We start from the raw sequence: 17,733 nt of genomic DNA, 5'->3' as shown, positions 1-17,733 counted from the left end.
AAGAAGTGAAGAACAGACAGAATGTTCGTGAACTAACATGGTAGACGGAGACAACACCACGGAGACAGATCTGGTCGTCATCGGTGCAGGGCCGGGTGGCTACACGGCGGCGATCCGGGGGGCACAGAAGGGGCTCGATGTCGTACTCGTCGAAAAGGAGACCGTCGGCGGTGTCTGTCTGAACCACGGCTGTATTCCGGCGAAAGCGCTGATCCACGCAGCCGGGTTCCAGAAAGATATCGCACACTGGAACGATATCGGCATCGAGACGGGGGAGATCGGCGTCAACTTCCAGGAGGTACAGGAGTGGAAAAACGACGTCATCAGAACACTCGACGACGGGATTTTGCGGAGTCTCGATCACCACGACGTCAGGTACGTCGAGGGAACTGCCAGCTTCGTCGATTCGACGACAGTGGACATCGACAAAAACGATGGGGGAACCGAGCAGGTTTCCTGTGACAACGCAGTCATCGCGACCGGCTCGACACCGATCGAAATTCCCGGACTGGAGTTCGAACAGGACCGAGTCATCTCCTCACGAGAGGTGTTACAGGTCCCAGAGGTTCCAGAGGAACTCGTCGTCGTGGGTGGGGGGTACATCGGGATGGAAGCGGTCACGAAGTTCGCGAAGTTCGGGTCGACGATCAAGGTCGTCGAGGCACGCGACCGTGTGCTGACGATGTTCGAAGAAGAGGTCGTCAACTCCATCCAGGAGACGAGCGATATGTACAGCGAGCACATCTACACCTCGACGATGGCCGACCACGTCGAGTACGAGGACGGACGACCGGTCCTGGTTGCCGACCACGAGGATGAGGAGTTGCGGCTCTCGGCAGACTACATCATCGTCGCAGCAGGTCGGGAACCCGAGAGTGCCTTCGGCCCGCTGAACATCGACGCGACCGACGTCGAACTGACCGAACGGAGGTTCATCGACACGGACGACCAGATGCAGACGGACGACGAGCACATCTACTGTATCGGCGACGCCGCAGGCCAGCCCCATCTGGCACACGTCGCGTACAGAGAGGGGAAAGTCGCTGCCGAAGCCGCTGCCGGCGAGGAGACGTCGATGGACAACAGGTGTATCCCCGCGGTCATGTACACCGATCCGGAGGTCGCCGTCGTCGGCATGAGTGAGACAGAGGCCAGAGAGGAGTACTACAACGTCATGGTCGGACGCGTGCCGTTCACGGCCTCGGGGCGTGCCCAGACCGCCAACAAGACTGCGGGCTACGTCAAAGTGATCGCCGACGAGGACGAGCGACTACTCGGCGTTCGGATCGTCGGCGCCCGCGCATCTGACTCGATCGCCGAGGCGACACTCGCCATGGAGATGGAGGCACACCTGGACGATCTCGCGAACACGATCCACGCTCATCCGACCTTCCCGGAAGCACTAGCAGAGGCCGCAGAAGACGCGAAGGGGGAAGCGATCCACACTCACTGAACAGACGGTCAGGCGTAGGATTTGAGCACTTCGACTGCTGTGAGTTCTTTCCCGGTAAGCGCGTTGAGATAGGCACCACCTGCGATCGAGACGTGATCGAAACTGTCCTCGTCGATGTCGTACATATCGAGCGCCCGGGCTGTGTCACCCCCGCCGATCACCGAAAAACAGTCGGTCCGGGCGATCGCCTCGATCAGTTCTACTGTGCCGTCGGCGAACCGTTCGTCCTCGAAGACGCCGACCGCCCCCTTCACGAACACAGCTTCTGACTCCTCGATGACGGGAACGTACGAATCGATGGTCCGGTGTCCGATGTCGAGATACGGATCGTCTTTCTGTTCGATCTCGTCGAGTGCGATCTCGGCGCGGCCCCCGTCGTCGGCCTCGTAGGCGAAATCCGACGGGAGTCCGAACTCGTCGCGTCGGTTCTCGACTAAGGATTCCAGCGTCTCCTCGGTCGCTTCGAACTGGTCGTCGAGCATCGCCATCTCGCCGACATCGTGTCCCACCGGATACCCCTCGGCACGCAGGAACAGTTCACCGGGCAGCCCCCCGAGCAGGAAGTTGTCGACCTTTTTACCGAGGTTGTTGGCGACGTTGATCACGTCTTTCGATTTGTTCCCGCCGACGACCATCGTGACGGGGCCGTCGAAGGCCCGCTGGGCGACGCTCGTGTTGTACTCGTACTCCCGTTCCATCACGAGGCCGGCGTAGGCCGGCAGAACGGGCGGGAAGCCGACTGTCGATGCGTGTGCCCGGTGAGCCACCGAGTAGGCGTCGTTGACGTAGGCGTCGAAAAGCGGTGCGAGCGTCTGGACGAACTCGCTTTCGGCGTGTTCTGCTGCGGATTTTTCGGGTAACTCGTCGTCGGTCATCCGGGTGTTTTCGAGCACGAGAACCTCGCCTGCGTCGAGATCCTCGATCGCATCTCTGGCCGCCTCGCCGAACGTGTCGGCGACGAACTGTACTGGCCGGTCGACGTGGTCTTCGAGGATGGCGGCGTGCTGTTCGAGCGAGACGAAGTCGTCTTTGCCGGGTCGGCTCTGGTGGGCCATCACCGCGACACGGTGGTCGTCGTCGGCGAGCGCGCGGACAGTCTCGCTGTACCGGTCGAACCGGTTGTTGTCCTGCACTGTGCCGTCTTCGACCGGCGAGTTGAGATCCAGTCGGACGAGTACGCGCTGGCCGGGGTCGAGGTCGTCGAGTGTGTTGTATTCGGGCATCTGTTGTTAACTGCTTGGGGGCAATCAGGGCGCGCTATCTGTTCGCGGTACAAAAAACGGTCGGGACGGTCAGGCGATGTACTTGGCGAGTCGCATCATCTGGCTCGTGTACCCCATCTCGTTGTCGTACCAGGCGAAGATCTTCGCCAGATCGCCACCTTCGACCGTGCTGGTCTGTTTCATGTCCACACAGGAGCCGTACTCCCAGCCGACGATATCGCTAGAGACGATCTCGTCGTCGGTCGCTCCCATCGAACCTTCGAGTTCGCCGTTGGCGTACTCTTCCATCGCGTCGTTGATCTCGTCCGGCCCGGGGTTGCCGTCCAGATCGGCGACGATCTCGGTGATCGAACCGGCCGCTGTCGGCACGCGGACGGCCATCGCCTCGAAGTTCCCCTGCAACTCGGGCAGAATATCCGTCGTCGCGGTCGACGCGCCGGTCGTCGTCGGGACGATATTCTCCGAGGCAGCCCGCCCCCGACGGACCTTGTTCTTGGGGCCGTCGACAATTGCCTGTGACCCCGTGAAGGCGTGGATGGTCGTCATCTCCGCCGAGTCGACACCGAACTCCTCCAGCAGGACGTACATCGGCGGTGCGACGCTGTTCGTGGTACACGACGCACCCGAGACGATATCTTCACCGTCGTACTCGTCTTCGTTGACACCGAAGACGAACTGCGGAACGGGTTTGTCACCTTTCGGTGGTGCCGAGATCAGCGTCTTGTTGGCCCCGGCGTCCAGATGGGCCGATGCCTCGTCTTTCGTCCGGAAGATTCCTGTCGACTCGACGGCAACGTCGACGTCCAGGTCGTCCCACGGCAGTTCTGCCGGACTCTGGATGTTGTACAGTGATACGACCTCGTCGTCGACGTGGAGCTGGTCCCCGTCGAGTTCCGTCTCTGCCGGCAGATTACCGAGGTTCGTGTCGTACTTCGCCAGGTACTCCATCTGCTCGAAGTTCATCACGTCGTTGACGCCGACGACTTTGACGTCGTCGTTGTTCAATGCATACCGAAACGCGCACCGCCCGATTCGACCGAACCCGTTGATTCCGAGCCGGACTGGATCATTTGCACTCATAATAGTTCTCCGTGTGACAGTATAACAGACACCAACAAAGGTATTTCGGTGCGTGCATACTGCTACGAGAGATAGTACTACCAGTAATATCCGTCGTAGGTACTATCTGCGGCCGAAACCGGCAGTGGGTCCGGGTCGGGTTACGCGCGCGACACCGAGTAGGCCGTGATATCCGTCGTCGAGAGCATCCCGATGATCCCATCGTCGTCTTCAACCGGGAGATGTGAGATACCGTTCGTGATCATTCTCGCGGCTGCAGTCTGGATGTCGTCGTCCGGATCGATCGTGACCACCTCATCTGTCATGTACTCTTCGACAGTCCCATCTGTGCCGTGGTCGTCGTCCGCGACGACGCTCAGGATATCGTTACTCGTTATGACGCCAGCCAGTTTGTTGTGGTCGTCGACGACGATCAGCGAGCTGATGTCGTTCTCTATCAGTGTGTTGACCGCCTCATCGATTGGCGTGGCAGGAGTGACGGTGATTATGTCGGGCGTCATCAGCTGTCTGGTTGGAACACCTTCTCTGTCCATGTCAGCAGTATCGGACATTAACCATTAATAATTAATGGTCCCTCCTGTTCAGAATTCGTACCAGAATATCAGAGATACTCTTGCCGTCAGTTGTCGCCGTCGTCCCTGAAAGACGGACGCTGGATACACACCGTAACGGAGCACCGACCATGAGAGGGTTTAACAATGCTGGCATGCAATCTGGGTTAGGTGAAAGACAGTGGGTTATCACGGAGGAACGGAACTAGCATCGGTATACCAGGACGCGCTTGCAGGGGAGTTCGGGCTGATCGCGAGCAACGTCGCCGAACCGAACACGTTGATCGGGTTGATCGAGGGGGCCGCGCGCGTCGACTCGGATCTGCTCTTGCAGATGAGCAACGGTGCCTGTACCTTCGCAGGCAACGGTGATCCGATCGCAGGGCTGCAGGCGATGGGCAACTACATCGAACTGATCGCAGACCAGTACGACATCGGCGTCTTTCTGAACATGGATCACCAGACAGACCTCGATACGATCCAGCGACAGGTCGAACTGGATATCCCCTCCTCGATCATGATCGACGCTTCCCACGAGGAGTTCGAGGAAAACGTCACACGGAGCAAACGAGTTGTCGAGATGATCGACTCCGCCGGAGCCGATATCCTCGTCGAGGCAGAACTGGGAACGATCAAAGGTGTCGAAGACGAGATCGTCGCCGAGGAGGCTTTCTACACCGATCCCGAGAAAGCAGTCGAGTTCATCGACCGGACGGGCTGTGATCTGCTGGCCATCTCGGTCGGCACCCAGCACGGCGTCGCCAAGGGTGCAGATCTGGAACTGCGCCCCGATCTCGCGGGTGAGATCCGGACCGCACTGCGAGATCACGGACTCGACACGCCGCTCGTGTTACACGGCGCCTCGGGTATCCAGTCCGAACAGCTCCAGCGAATGATCGAACACGGAATCTGCAAGATCAACAAGGACACCCGGTACCAGTACGAGTACACCCGAACTGCCTACGATCTCTACCGGAACAACGACGAATCGATCGTCCCACCGGAGGGTGCCGGTGGCGACCGCAAGTCGTTTTTCAACGACGTCGAGTGGTCGCCGAACAAGGACTACTTCGACCCGCGTGTCGCTGGCCGGCAGATCCGCAACCGGATCGGGGAAGTGTACGGCGAACTGGCGCATACGTCTGGCAGCGCCGGACAGAGTCGATACGTGTAGGGTGTCCTCCACCGGTGATCGACGGCCGATTCTGGGGATTGATGAGACAGATATGTGAACGATCCTGAAACATAGCAATATGATTATAAATAAGTATATATGTCCTGCAATCATTCCGTACCGTTGCCAGGTGGTATTACAGATGACGCTACTCACAGACGTTCAACTTCGACCCGTACTGGATTCACGAGGGAATGCGACAGTCGAGGCCGACGTCACGACTGAAGACGGCGGCTTCGGCCGTGCTGCTGCACCGAGCGGGGCATCGACCGGCGAATACGAGGCCATCGAGTTGCCAGCCAGGGAGAGTATCGAGAAGACGACCGAACACGCGTTGCCACACCTCGAGGGGGAGGTGGACGTCAACCACCAGCGCGACGTCGACAACGCACTCCACGAGGCCGACGGCACGGGCAACTTCTCGGAGATCGGTGCGAACTCCGCCGTTGCCATCAGCATGGCTGCAGCGAAAGCCGGCGCGGATTCGAACGGCGTCCCGCTGTACAAACATCTCGGTGGCGCGTTCCGCGGTGAGAACTTCCCGATTCCGTTCGGGAACGTGATCGGTGGGGGCGAACACGCCAAGGATGCGACCGACATCCAGGAGTTCCTCGGCGCACCAGTCGGTGCACCGACCATCGAGGATGCCGTCTTCGCCAACGCGAACCTGCACGCCACAGTCGGCGATATTCTCGACGAGCGGGGAGTCGGTGCCGGGAAGGGTGACGAAGGGGCGTGGGCCCCGCCGATCTCGGACGCAGATGCCTTCGAGATCATGGAGGAGGCAGTCACGCGCGTCGAAGAGGACGTCGGCTTCGAGATCCGCTTCGGGCTCGACGTTGCCGCATCCGAAATGTACGAAGACGGTGAGTACGTCTACAGTGACACCACGCGAAGCCCCGAAGAGCAGATCGAGTATATGGCCGATCTTATCCAGGATTACGACCTCATCTACTGCGAGGACCCACTCGACGAGAACGACTTCGAGGGGACGGCCGAGTTGACCGAGGCAGTGAGTGACACAGACTGCCGTCTCTGTGGGGACGATCTGTTCGTGACCAACGTCTCACGGCTGCAGGAGGGGATCGATACGGGTGCCGGCAACACCATCCTGATCAAACCCAACCAGATCGGGTCGATGTCGGACACGATGGACGCGATCGAACTCGCGGTTCGCAACGGTTACGAGACGGTGATCTCCCACCGGTCGGGCGAGACCGAGGATACGACGATCGCCCACATCGCGGTCGCGACCGACGCCGGCTTCATCAAAACCGGTGCCGTCGCCGGCGAGCGAACGGCGAAGCTCAACGAGTTGATGCGGATCGCAGACCGCGCGGCCTAACCCGCTAAAAAACGATATTTTTTGGCCAGTCGACAAAACGGACAGAGTATCCGCTAGTGGGTTCCCTGGACGACGTCCTTGTCCGTCGGACCCTGCCCGTCGTATCGTGCGACGAACTCGTCGAGTTTGTCGGGGTCGTCCGCCCCGGGCAGTTGTTTGCTATCGGTTTCACAGTCCGCATCGACACCCAGTTTGTCACAGACCATATCGGTCATCTGCTCGGCCATCTGCCGGTAGGTAGTCAGTTTGCCGCCGACGATGCTGCCGAAGTTATCGACCCCGTCGTCGCTGTGATCGAGCGTGAAGTAGCCACGCGAGATCCCACGGCGGTCTCCCTCGCCCTCGTCGGGCGCGTACAGCGGTCGGACACCCCACCACTCGCGGATGACCTCCGCATCACCGACCGCCGGCAGCATATCCGCACACTCCTCGATTGATTTCTCGACTTCCCACTGCGCTTCCTCGTACTCGTCGGGGTCCTGGACCGGCACGCTCGTCGTTCCGAGCACGGCCTCCGAGTCGTGGGGAACGATGATGTCGCCGTCGTCGGGGTCGCGACACCGGTTCAACACAGGATCCAGGTTGTCGTAGTCGACCGAGACCATCACACCGCGTGCCGGGGCCATCGACACCTCGACGCCCGCCATATCGGCGATCTCGCCAGCCCACGCTCCGCCGGCGTTGACCACGTACGTCGGCTCTACTGTCTCGTCGACGTCCCCACCGAGTTTCGCTTCGGTTATCTCGCCGTCCTCGACGGTCAGTTCTTCGACCGGGCCGTGTGGATGGATCGTCGCGCCGTGTTCCTCGGCGTCTGCTGCGTTCGCTGCGCCGAGTCGCGATGGATAAATCGATGCGTCGGGCACCGTCATCGCCCGGACAACGTCGTCCGAGAGGCCCGGAACCCGCTCTTTGGCTTCCTCGCCGCTGATCTCCTCTGTCTGGATGCCGATCTCCTCGCAGGCATCCCGCTTCTCCTCGAAGTACGCATCGTCGTCCTCCTCCAACTGGAGGAACATTCCACCCTTGTCACGGATGCACTCACCAGCGATCGAGCGAATGATCTCGTTTTCTTCGATACACTCTTCGGCCCCGACTCTGTCAGCCTCTGCGTACCGTGCACCACTGTGCAAGAGCCCGTGTGATCGGCCAGAAGTCCCACTAGAAAGTCCACCCCGTTCGGCGAGCGTGACATCCACCCCACGAAGTGCCAGATCGCGTGCGATTCCGACACCTGTTGCGCCGCCGCCGATAACCAGTACTGTGCTATCAGTTGGCATAACAATAATGTAGGATCACTTTGACTTAAACCTACCGAGCACGCGTGGCCGGAAAAGCGTGATTCGGGTGGCCCCAGTCTGTCGTTTCTAGGATCAAAAACAGCGAGCGAAATCGCGTTACACCTTGTCTATTTTGTGCTGTCGGATCTCGCCGCCGTAGATGATACCTCGCTCGGCGTCGAGGGTAATCGTGTCACCATCCACGAGTTCGCCCGAGATATCCGCGCTGGCGATCATCGGGATGTCGAGACTGCGTGCCACACTCGTCGCGTTCCCAGTCACCTCGTCGTGGAAGTCGACGATGCCCGCGAGTTTCCCCGTATCGCCGACAAAGTCACCGTCGAAGTCCTTGTGGATGCCCACGATCGAGTCTCGGGGAACGTCCGAGAGATCACCGTCTTCTGCCCAGTGGAACTCGCCCATGGCGAGGCCGTCGACGACAGACCGCCCCGAACCGACCGTCTCCGCTGCGACGTGGATTTTCAGCGTATTCGACGTGTTTGCACTGTCGAGTTCGGTCATCATCCCGGAGAGGACGACGACCGTGTCACCACTCTCTGCAGCCTTCGTTTCGAGTGCTGTCTGGACCGCGTTGTTGATGACGGCACTCGCCCCCTCTGTGGTGTACGGCGTGGTCTCGGAGATGATCCCCCAGGAGAGTGCCAGCCTGCGCCGGACTTCGTCGCTCGGGGTCGAACCCACGATCGGGATCGAGGGGCGGAATTTCGACACTTTCTGTGCGGTGTAGCCGGACTCACTCGCCGCGACGATCGCGGTCGCATCGACGTCACGTGCGAGATATCTGGCTGCGCGTGCGAGTGCATCAGCCTGTGGTAGGTCGGCTTCCGGGACGTGCTGTTCGAGATTTTCCCGGTACTCCGGGGAGTCCTCGACATCTTCGACGATATTGGCCATCGTTTCGACGACGAGTGGTGGATGCGCCCCCATTGCTGTCTCACCGGAGAGCATCACTGCGTCGGTCCCGTCGAGAACCGCATTCGCCACGTCGGAGGCTTCCGCACGGGTCGGTCGGCGTGCCTCGATCATCGAATCGAGCATCTCCGTCGCCGTGATGACCGGTACGCCGGCGTTGCCACACTTGCGGATGATCCGCTTCTGGATCATCGGTACGTCTTCGAGCGGAATCTCGACACCGAGGTCACCCCGTGCGACCATCACCCCGTAGGCAGCGTCGATGATGCTATCGATGTTGTCGACGGCAACGTCGCGTTCGATTTTCGCGATAATCGGGATGTCGGCACCCAGTTCCTCCAGCGTCTCGCTGATCTCGTAGATGAACTCGCCGTCCCTGACGAAACTCGCCGCGACGAAATCGACCTCCTTCTCGGCGGCGACTTCGAGTTCTGTCCGGTCCTTTTCGGTGACGGTGGGGAGCCCGAGCTCGACACCCGGAACGTTTACCCCCTTTCTCCCGCCGAGTTTCCCCCCGTTCCTGACGGTGACTGTCACACCGTCGTCCTCGACAGACTGGACCGTGGTCTCGATCCGGCCATCGTCGAGCAGTATCAGGTCGCCGGGCTCGACGGCGGTGAGACTGTGTGAGACACCCACCTCGTTCGGTGTCGCCTCCGTCCCCTCGACGAACCGGACTGTCGAACCAGCTTCGAGCTGGATTTTGTCCTCGATCGGCGCGGTCCGGATCTCCGGACCTGGCAGATCGTGCATCACGGCGACTGGTCGGTCGGTTTTCTCGTCGACCTCGCGTACCCGATCGATTATCGTGCGACGGTGTTCGGGCGTCCCGTGGCTCGCGTTCATCCGCGCCACCGACATGCCGGCCTCCGCGAGTGCTTCGAGCGTCTCCGACGAATCTGACGCCGGACCGATCGTACAGACGATCTTTGCGTTTCGCATCGTTATCTCTCCCCCGGTACCCGGCCGAATGTGTACTGTTGTCTAGGCACGTAGTGACATTCAGATGGTAGCTATAAAAAGATGATCTTTCGTTAAGAATTGGAGTGACCCGCCAGCAGCCAGCGAGGAGGCGGGCTCTCAGAACCGTTCGCGGTTGCCGAGGACGTACCCCAGCAAAACGATGAGCAACGTTCCGCCGAACGTCTCGATCAGTTCGACCGCCCGCACGACCGGTATCGTCGGCGCGCTGCCGGGTGGCGGTGCGGTGGTAAACGTCACGACACTGTGATAGACGCTGTCCGAGATTCCCGGATCGATGGTATAGAGAGCTGCAGAAATTCCGAACAGAAACAGCATCCAGAGAACGAGTCGGAGCGGTCGGACTCCGAAGCCAGTGGTCACACGTGAGGCGAGTGAGCTGACGTACACACCGTATGATCTGAAATTGCCGTGTTCCCGGGAGACGACAGGAACTGGGCTCCCCTCGTGAAACTGGAGATAGCCCATGATCGAGGCGTTCGATCTGGCCTCGAAGCCACGGGCTCGTCGCTCCAGCACGTGGTACTGGCGCGCCTTGTCGACGAGTCCGGCCGCACTGAATGTGCTTTTCAGTTCGTTGTACGCGCGGGCGATCGCATCCCACGCCGTGGCGTCGTCGGCGTCCGCCTCCGCCCGGCTCTGTTTCCCACACCGTGTCCCCTGGCTCACGACGATATCCTGGATGGTGCTGTCCCGGAGATCGCAGCCCGAGAGGTTGCCGTCCCTGAGATCCGTGCCAGTCAGATCAGCCCGCTGCAGGCTGGCTTCGACGAGGGCGATCTCGGCCAGCGAGGCGTTACGGAGCGTCGCAAGTCTGAGGTCTGCGTCGGCCAACTCGGCCCCTTCGAGGGTGGCATCGGTCAGATCCACTCGACGGAGATTCGCCCCGGAGAGTGTTGCACCGTCGAGATCCGCCCCAGTCAGGATGGCGTTTGCGAGGTTCGAACCCGCGAGATCGGCGTCTTCCAGGTTCGCATCGACCAGTTCAGCACGCCCGAGGTTCGACCCCGGCAAGACGGCGTGGTGAAGGTTTGCATCGGTCAGGTCGGCGTGGCCGAGATTCGCATCGGTCAGCGTCGCGTCCTCGAATCGCGTGTCACGAAGCGTCGCCCGACCGAGATAAGCGCCGGTCAGATCCGCCTTGAACAGATTCGCACGCGAGAGCTCTGCTCGCCCGAGACTCGCATCGGTGAGGATGGTTCCCTGGAGCGTCGCCCGAACGAGTGTGGCCCGGCCGAGGATCGCGTCGGTCAGGTCAGCCCGTCCGAAGTTCGCCCCCGTCAGATCGGCACTCTCGAGATTTGCACTGACCAGGCTGGCACGGCCGAGATACGCGTTCGTCATGGTTGCCTCGTAGAGTGTCGCGTGAGTCAGATCTGCACGGCCGAGATTCGCGTTCGACAGATCAGCATCTCTGAAATTGCTGTTCGTCAGTGTCGCACCCTTCAGCGTCGCGCCGATGAGTGTGGCCCCACGCAGGTTGGCACCGGAGAGATCGGCCTCCGACAGATCTGCCCCAGATAGGTCTGCTCCGGTGAGCGTGGCGTTCGCGAGATTCACCTCGCTCAGTGTCGCACCGGAGAGATCTGCTCCGGAAAGATCCGCGTTCCGGAGCGCTGTCCCCCCCAGCGAAACAGCGGTCAGCGTACAGTTCGACAGATCAGCACCGTCGAGTAGCTCGGCGTAGGGTGTCGTTTTTGCTCGAATTTCGGCTGTCGTACAGGCCTCCGCCAGCTGGTCACCCGACTTTTCGTCCCCCGAGGTATGCCAGAGACACCGGTCAGAGCCTTCGAGAGGCGTGCGAGTGCAACAGGACGGGTGAACTGCATCACTCCCCGCGCGATCTGCCGGCCACTGATACCCACAGACATCGTGTGGTGAGCCAGCCATATTTCGTGGCACTTGTTCACGAGGATGTATAAACCCCCACCCAACGACTGGAACTCTCGGATTCAGCATTCGTCGGATCGACGTTCCGGGGACAACCGGACGGAGATGGACCTGTCGAGATCGTGTGACCAGAACCCCGAAAATATTTCAAATAAGCAACTTTTTGTAACACTCTCGAATTCTGAAACTGCTCTTTTCGAGTCCCATCTACACTATAATCGGCTTTTACCGGGAGTAACAAAAAACTAATTCAGATCTCAGTTATAATTTTGGTGAATTTTCCGAGGGAACTGTCGCCAGACTTCCGATGAAACGGGTGAGAAACACAAATCCAGAAAATCCCACTCGTTACAGCAAACTCGTAGAGACGAGCACCTGTAGGAGACTGTTACTTGTGAGTAACCTCGATAAGCACAGTAGCTTGCAAACGCAGCGTCCGAACCCGGTCCGGATAGCAACCCAGAGGAGGGTGTTTCGTCTCGACCAGCGTCGCAGTTTTGATTACATCGTTTCACAAAGGGATACTCGATGGACAGAGACGAACTGGCCGACACTCACGGACAGATACCACCGGTGTCCGGAACGAAGCCGGATATTCCGGATGCGTGTTGCAAACTGGCACGCGTCACGGAAGCCTATCAGTTGCAGGGGATCGATGACGAACTCCGTCGGCGCTACGAAGATGGGGATGCGACACTGCACGAGTTAGCCGACTACATCAACGACCGGATTACAGCAGTGGCGCTGGGGGTGATCGACAACCCCCCCGAAACAGAGCCAGGTACCGTCAGGGCAGCACTCCAGGGCGAGGAGACGATCCCAGCGACCCGACGAGACGACCTCCGTGCGACTGTTGCCGGACAGCTCGACATCGAACTGCTGACGGGATCATACGTCTCTCACGAGACGGTCCGACGGCATCTCAACGAGCATCTGGACGTTTCGACTTCACGAGGCGGGTTCGATACATTCGACGAGTTCAAAGACGCCCTCGAAGCCTATCAGCGACAGTACGAGAACGGAGTCGAAAGTGCGCTCGAACGCGCAGGCACCAAGGGATTGATCGACGGGGGAGAGTTTCGGGTGTTCAGTACACGCATCCAGTGTGACCACTGCTCTGAGACATTCCGGATCAAAGAACTCCTGGATGCAGGAGGCTGCAACTGCCAGGAGTAGTTTATTTCTCCAGAAAACCGGGATACATAACACACTGGTCACTGTAGGTGTAGCTACATGAGGATAGAAAAGAGCGACAATCAACCAGACCGCCGTGAGCGAACGACCAGTTTGCAGCCACCCGACGGCCGACAGATCCGGTGTGATGGCGGAGCCGAAGCTGGAAAGTCAGCAGCTGCAGACACTCGCTGTCGAATCCGCATCCAGAATCTCGGCGGTATCGCCAGCGCCGAGTACGATCTGACACCAGGGATTTCGATACTGGTCGGTCGGAATGCAACGAACCGGACGTCGTTTCTCCGGTCACTCGCTGCCGGCTTGGGGGGCGACCACTCGGCAGCGCAGCTAAAGACTGACTCCGACGAGGGACGAATCGAACTGACAGTCGGCGAAGAGACGTACACTCGCGAGTACACGGGAAACGGGCAGCGAACCCGGAAAACAGGAACGCCATACACAGAGCAGTCAGAGCTCGTCGATATCTTCGTTGCGCTGTTTGCGGATTGTCCGGCCCGACGTGCCGTCGTAGACGGAACGGACCTCCGTGATATTCTGATGAAACCAGTCGATACCGCGGAGATCCAGCGACGTATTTCGGAGCTCACAGAGAGGCGAGCGGATCTCGACGAGACCATCGAGCGTGGAACGCGCCGGAAAAGCGAACTGCCCGAACTCGAACAGCGACGGGCGAGTCTCGAATCGGAGCTGGAAGCCGTCGAAACAGAGATCGCAACGCTCGAATCCACCGTCGAAGAGATCGAATCCAGAGCCGACGAGTCGGACGACACGGCACACCTCCGCTCGAAACTCGAAACACGCAGGGAAGAACTCGCCAGTGTAAATCAGCGTGGTGACGAGATCGACCAACAGCTCGAATTCCGTCGTTCGGAACGGACAGAGTTGATCGAGCAGCGCGAGAGACTCCGTTCGAAGGAGGCCGAGTTCGAGGATCCGGACCGAGTCGAGTCGAACATCGACGAACTCGGCACCGAGATAGCCACGCTCGTCGAAACAAAAGAGCGTCTAGCGGAGTCGATCGAAAATCTCCAGGCGGTAATCAGCGCGAACGAGACGTTTCTCGACGGGGAGATGACTGGCTTCGAGGGCCAGGACCTGACAGCACAACTCGATCCGGAGTCACAGACAGTCGAATGCTGGACCTGTGGGAGTACAGTCGAGCACGGAGCGATCACGAACCGGCTCGAAACGCTCCGGACCATCGCCACCGAGCACCGGAGTGAGCTACAGGAGATCGAATCGCAGGTAGACGAACGGAAAAACGAACGGGCCTCGCTCGAAGAGCGTCTGGAGACATACGAGAAGCTCACTCGACAGTTAGAGGAACTCGATAGTCGGATCGACCAACACGCCGAAAAAATCGACGCTCTAGAGGCCGAACGTGCGGATAATCAGCGGCAAATCGAGCAACGCACAGAGGAGATACAGGCAATCGAGAGTGAAATCGAAGATGCAGAGGACGCCGAGGATCCGAGTGAGTTCATTACTGCGCACAAAGAGCTCACGCACCTCGAACGAAAACGGGGCCGTCTGGAGAGCCAACTGGACGAGGTCGGCAGCGAGATCGAGGCGATCGAAGCGATCGACAGAGAGCGCTCGGAAGCCGAAGACGAGCGAGCCGAGATTTCTGACGAACTGGCGGATCTCAGGGGCCGGATCGACCGACTGGAGGGGGAGCTGGTCGAGACGCTCAACTCGATTATGGAGGATCTGATCGAACGGCTCGAATACAGCAATATCGCCCGCGTCTGGCTCGAACGCAAGCGTTCCGGGGGGGCTGCTGAGTCGTCGTTCGAACTGCATATCGTCCGCGAAACAGCGGATGGCTCGATGTACGAAGACACTGTCGGGACGCTCTCGGAGTCGGAACGGGAGGTGATCGGACTCGTCGTCTCACTCGCGGGATACATCGTCCACGATGTCGACCGTGCGGTGCCGTTTCTCTTGCTCGATTCTGTCGAAATGATCGACGGTGAGCGTCTCGCGAATCTACTCGCGTACATGTACGCGGAGACCGAGGTTCTGTATCTCTGTGTCGCCCTGTTGCCAAAAGACGCACAATCAGTCGAAGCAGCCGGTGTGTTCGACGATTACAGCACGACCGAATTTTGACCGCAAGCGGCTCCGAACCCGGGAGTTCCGGACCGACCTTCTCGATCTGAAAATTCGACCGATACTGTGAGAAGGACATACTTGAAAAGATCTTTTCAAAGTAAAGAAGTGCATCCACCCTGCTACGGAAATTCAGCCATCCGTAGTGTAAAGACAGATCTCGTAAATATATCTATTTAATTAAGATATTCAATATATCTTGAGTTCGACAGTTGTGGATATCAAATCGGTACCCTGCTGGGTGAAGTGCAGTCTGGAAGTGATTCGCGCCGTCAATGAGAGAGACAGCGTCTTCGGCATCACATATTATTGATTCTCTGAGCTGAACTTTGGTCAAAGCGTAATTCGTCGTCGAAACAAACTGTAGAACAGGATTATTCGTTTATCAGTGTATGAACTGTATACAGCTAATACTGCTAGTCTTTGATGCGAATCACTGTCTCGTCGACCGTAACCTGGTTCGACGCTTTCTCCTTGGTTGGCTGTAGATCTGCTTTCTGTACACGGTCGTGAACGGCCTTCCAGAGACGGTCAACACGAATATCTAAAGTTTTGATATAATATCTGAAAGTGATAAATATATCAAAAATAGATTCGAGGATCGAGTTTCATCGCTGATCAAAGTATTCGCTCACGCCGCTCGAGATTCTCTCGCTACACTTGTTAGATATAATTTATATAACTATGTCTGATAACTATCAGTGGTGTTATTATGGATGTCCTCATCACGGGTGCGGCCGGGACAGTCGGCACAGCGATCACGGACCACCTCTCGGACGATACGTATGACTTCACACTTCTCGATGTCGTTGAGACCGATGGTCCGGGCGAATCGGTGGTGGCAGACGTTCGCGATTACGAGGTGATCCGCCCGAGTTTCGACGAGCAGGAGGCGATCGTCCATCTGGCACTGATCCAGGAGGATGGCAAGTTCAGCCATACCTCTCGGGAGGTTAGCTGGTCGCCCACGCTTCAGGCTAACCTCGAGGGGATCAACAACGTCTACGAGGCGGCAATCGACGCGGGCGTCGAGTCGATCGTTTTCGCCTCCTCGAATCACGCAGTCGGGATGGTCGAAGTGCGAAACTCACCGCGTGTCTATCACGACGAGGGAATCGTCGCTGGCCACGACGAACCGCATCGGCCGGATTCGCTGTACGGACTCTCGAAGAGCTACGGCGAGGATCTCGGACGACTCGCCGCGGAAGCACACGATGTTCGTTTCTACGCGCTCAGAATCGGGTCCGTTCGTGAGTCGCAATACGACCACCCATACGGCGACGCCGAGCGCGGCGTGGAGGCGGGTCGCTGGGAACGCGGGAGTGATGCGTACGAGCAACAGGTCGCCCGCATGAAAGGCCTCTGGCAGTCGCGACGCGACCTGGCCCACCTCGTCGAGTGCTGTCTCCAAGACAAGACCGTCGAGTGGGGCCACTTCTATGGTGTCAGCGCCAACGAGCGCCGCTGGCTCGACGATCTCGTGCATGCACGAGAAACGATTGGCTACGAGCCACAGGACAATGGTGACGAGTGGGACGCACCGCCAGAAACACAATCCGAGAAGTGATTGCCCGGATTTGTGTCTTCTTTGAGGACGATATGGGCGAGACCCTCGGCACACTGCGAGCCGATAGTGACTGATTTTTACACAAGTACCGAGCTAACGTGAACAGAATTACACAAAGTTCCGTTGACTTATATCGCCACAATGCTATTACAATCCGCTGTCTTCGTCTTCTTCGTAGGCATCTTCGTATCGTTCGAGGGCCATCTCGTAGCTCTCCGTCGCTAGCTCCATCGTTTCTCGTAACTCTGCAATTGGCGTCTCCGTCGCATCGACTCGCAAGTTGTCGTATGCAGGCGTCACGGCCAGGTCCTCTGTTCGGGCCACGACGATGGCAGCACTGTGGACGTGTAGTTCTTCTCGTTTGTCGCCGCCCTCTTCGTGGCCAGCTGCGAGACAGTCGACGAGTCGCTTCGCAAGTGGGCGGTCCTCGTCGCTCGTTTCTCGGTACGTAGCAGCAGTTTCCGCTATGACTGCCTCTCCCGTGAGGAGATTTCCAGCGACTGTGAAATTCTCGTCCACGATGTGACCGAACCAATCCTTGCACTCGTCGCCGGAGAACGCGAACTCGCCGTCGCGCCCAACCCCGTGGAGTTGTCGCTGTGGACTCCCATCGTCCGCGTTCAGGAGTGATTGGAGTGCATCGTCAACGGCCAGGCCGTCTGCGAGATACTGGACCCCTCGTCGCCCGAGATCTGTGTTGACGAAACTTTGTGTCGCGACGGCGCCGTATGCGTTTGCGAACGGACAGAGGTTTCCGACCCCAGCCAGTCGAGTCGTGACTGCGACTCCGAATCGAGTTTGCTCGTCTCCATCGTCGTCTTCGTACGATTCTCTGACACAGATGCTGAACGTCATATCGGATGTGTCGAGCACTGGTATCAAAACTTCTGGGTCGTCAAGGGTGGAATCGGCTTCTCGGTGCCGGGACGGATACGCATTTTCTATCCCAC

At 58.9% G+C, this 17,733-nt stretch carries 13 protein-coding genes; 6 read left to right on the top strand and 7 right to left on the bottom strand.

Going from position 1 to position 17,733, the window contains the following annotated elements; translation table 11 throughout:
* Positions 1 to 37 precede the first annotated feature (37 nt).
* Positions 38 to 1,453: a dihydrolipoyl dehydrogenase gene (gene lpdA, locus EOW68_RS00970; RefSeq protein ID WP_128223306.1), complete on the top strand. Its 1,416-nt coding sequence runs from the start codon at positions 38 to 40 to the stop codon at positions 1,451 to 1,453.
* Positions 1,454 to 1,461: 8 nt separating this feature from the next.
* Here lpdA and EOW68_RS00965 read toward each other — a convergent pair whose 3' ends face one another.
* From EOW68_RS00965 to EOW68_RS00955, 3 genes are all read right to left on the bottom strand, one after another.
* A complete protein-coding gene (locus EOW68_RS00965; protein ID WP_128223305.1) occupies positions 1,462 to 2,676 on the bottom strand; it encodes a phosphoglycerate kinase in 1,215 nt (404 codons plus the stop codon).
* Between the two features lie 69 nt (positions 2,677 to 2,745).
* Complete coding sequence (gene gap / locus EOW68_RS00960) at positions 2,746 to 3,756, bottom strand: type I glyceraldehyde-3-phosphate dehydrogenase (RefSeq protein WP_128223304.1); 1,011 nt, start codon at positions 3,754 to 3,756, stop codon at positions 2,746 to 2,748.
* A gap of 140 nt (positions 3,757 to 3,896) precedes the next feature.
* Complete coding sequence (locus EOW68_RS00955; RefSeq protein ID WP_431358683.1) at positions 3,897 to 4,289, bottom strand: CBS domain-containing protein; 393 nt, start codon at positions 4,287 to 4,289, stop codon at positions 3,897 to 3,899.
* Between the two features lie 199 nt (positions 4,290 to 4,488).
* Between EOW68_RS00955 and fba the strand changes: the two genes are divergently transcribed.
* Both fba and eno read left to right on the top strand, forming a co-directional pair.
* Complete coding sequence (fba, locus tag EOW68_RS00950) at positions 4,489 to 5,481, top strand: class II fructose-bisphosphate aldolase (protein ID WP_128223302.1); 993 nt, start codon at positions 4,489 to 4,491, stop codon at positions 5,479 to 5,481.
* Between the two features lie 142 nt (positions 5,482 to 5,623).
* Positions 5,624 to 6,826, top strand: coding sequence for a phosphopyruvate hydratase (gene eno / locus EOW68_RS00945; RefSeq protein WP_128223301.1), 1,203 nt, complete (start codon positions 5,624 to 5,626; stop codon positions 6,824 to 6,826).
* Between the two features lie 53 nt (positions 6,827 to 6,879).
* Here eno and EOW68_RS00940 read toward each other — a convergent pair whose 3' ends face one another.
* The 3 genes from EOW68_RS00940 to EOW68_RS00930 all read right to left on the bottom strand — a co-directional run bounded on the left by EOW68_RS00940 (position 6,880) and on the right by EOW68_RS00930 (position 11,910).
* A complete protein-coding gene (locus EOW68_RS00940; RefSeq protein ID WP_128223300.1) occupies positions 6,880 to 8,106 on the bottom strand; it encodes an FAD-dependent oxidoreductase in 1,227 nt (408 codons plus the stop codon).
* Positions 8,107 to 8,223: 117 nt separating this feature from the next.
* A complete protein-coding gene (pyk, locus tag EOW68_RS00935; protein WP_128223299.1) occupies positions 8,224 to 9,981 on the bottom strand; it encodes a pyruvate kinase in 1,758 nt (585 codons plus the stop codon).
* Between the two features lie 138 nt (positions 9,982 to 10,119).
* Positions 10,120 to 11,910, bottom strand: coding sequence for a pentapeptide repeat-containing protein (locus tag EOW68_RS00930; protein WP_431358682.1), 1,791 nt, complete (start codon positions 11,908 to 11,910; stop codon positions 10,120 to 10,122).
* A 528-nt stretch (positions 11,911 to 12,438) separates the two neighbouring features.
* On the opposite strand from EOW68_RS00930, the gene rdfA reads away from it, so the two are divergent.
* From rdfA to EOW68_RS00915, 3 genes are all read left to right on the top strand, one after another.
* Entirely contained in the window at positions 12,439 to 13,086 is a 648-nt protein-coding gene (gene rdfA, locus EOW68_RS00925) for a rod-determining factor RdfA (RefSeq protein ID WP_128223297.1), read from the top strand.
* Positions 13,087 to 13,143: 57 nt separating this feature from the next.
* Entirely contained in the window at positions 13,144 to 15,216 is a 2,073-nt protein-coding gene (locus EOW68_RS00920; RefSeq protein ID WP_128223296.1) for an archaea-specific SMC-related protein, read from the top strand.
* 712 nt (positions 15,217 to 15,928) lie between these two features.
* Positions 15,929 to 16,783 (top strand): NAD-dependent epimerase/dehydratase family protein, encoded by an 855-nt coding sequence (locus EOW68_RS00915; RefSeq protein ID WP_128223295.1) that lies wholly within the window; start codon positions 15,929 to 15,931, stop codon positions 16,781 to 16,783.
* A gap of 147 nt (positions 16,784 to 16,930) precedes the next feature.
* Here EOW68_RS00915 and EOW68_RS00910 read toward each other — a convergent pair whose 3' ends face one another.
* Positions 16,931 to 17,638, bottom strand: coding sequence for a DUF1028 domain-containing protein (locus EOW68_RS00910; protein ID WP_128223294.1), 708 nt, complete (start codon positions 17,636 to 17,638; stop codon positions 16,931 to 16,933).
* Positions 17,639 to 17,733: the final 95 nt, after the last annotated feature.

Source organism: Halovenus amylolytica (genome assembly GCA_004015825.1).
GTDB lineage: Archaea > Halobacteriota > Halobacteria > Halobacteriales > Haloarculaceae > Halovenus > Halovenus amylolytica.
This window is presented reverse-complemented; position numbering and strand designations above follow the sequence as displayed.